Annotated in this window: 1 protein-coding gene and 1 pseudogene; both read left to right on the top strand. The window is 47.7% G+C overall.

Annotated elements, in window-relative coordinates:
* On the top strand, positions 1-731 hold a 731-nt coding region (locus R7Z50_RS25850), incomplete at its 5' end, for a di-heme oxidoredictase family protein (RefSeq protein ID WP_318149522.1).
* A gap of 10 nt (positions 732-741) precedes the next feature.
* Positions 742-879: pseudogene (locus R7Z50_RS25855) on the top strand (iron-regulated protein A); the annotation flags it as partial.

Genomic DNA, 879 nt, shown 5'->3' on the forward strand with positions numbered 1-879 from the left:
TTAAGTGGGCAGACGAAAACGACCGTGATAGCGATGGCATCTCAGGCAAGGTGAATAAAGTTTGGGACATTCAAAAAGGCGACTTTTCGATTGGCCGTGTTGGATGGAAAGCAGGACAACCAACGTTGATGCAGCAAAATGCGGCCGCGTTTAATGGTGATGTTGGTCTAACAAGTCACTTGTTCCCGAATGAAAACTGCACGGCGAAGCAATCCCTTTGTGAGGAGTTGCCAAATGGCGGCAAGCCAGAAGTAAGCCAAAACATACTCGACTTCGTAGAGTTTTACAGCCAACACTTAGCCGTGCCGATTCGTCGAAATGTGAATGATCCTGATGTTCAGCTTGGCCAAAAGATCTTTGCCGCTTCGGGGTGCGAAAGCTGCCATAAAACCAGTGTAAAAACGACAAAACGAGCAGACCGGCCTGCGCTTTCAGAGCAACTTATCCACCCGTATACCGATCTGCTGTTGCATGACATGGGAGAGGGCCTTGCTGATCATCGACCTGAATATCTTGCCAATGGCCGTGAATGGCGTACGCCACCACTTTGGGGGATTGGTTACACAGAAGAAGTGAACGGTCACACGTATTTCTTACATGATGGTCGAGCACGTAACTTGATGGAAGCGGTGCTTTGGCATGGTGGTGAAGCGGAACAAGCGAAACAAAACGTGCTATCGCTTAACCAAAAAGAACGTGACGCATTGATCGCGTTTCTGAACTCTCTGTAAGGATGCAACCATGAAGAAAACAACATTAATGAGCGCTGTTGTTGCAACGCTAAGCTTAGTTGGTTGCCAATCGACAACGAGCTCATCGGATGAACAACCAGAGCAAACTAGCCATATTTCTCAAGCTGTTTACGAAGTGGAGTTTCAT

The organism is Vibrio sp. 1249-1 (genome assembly GCF_033340495.1).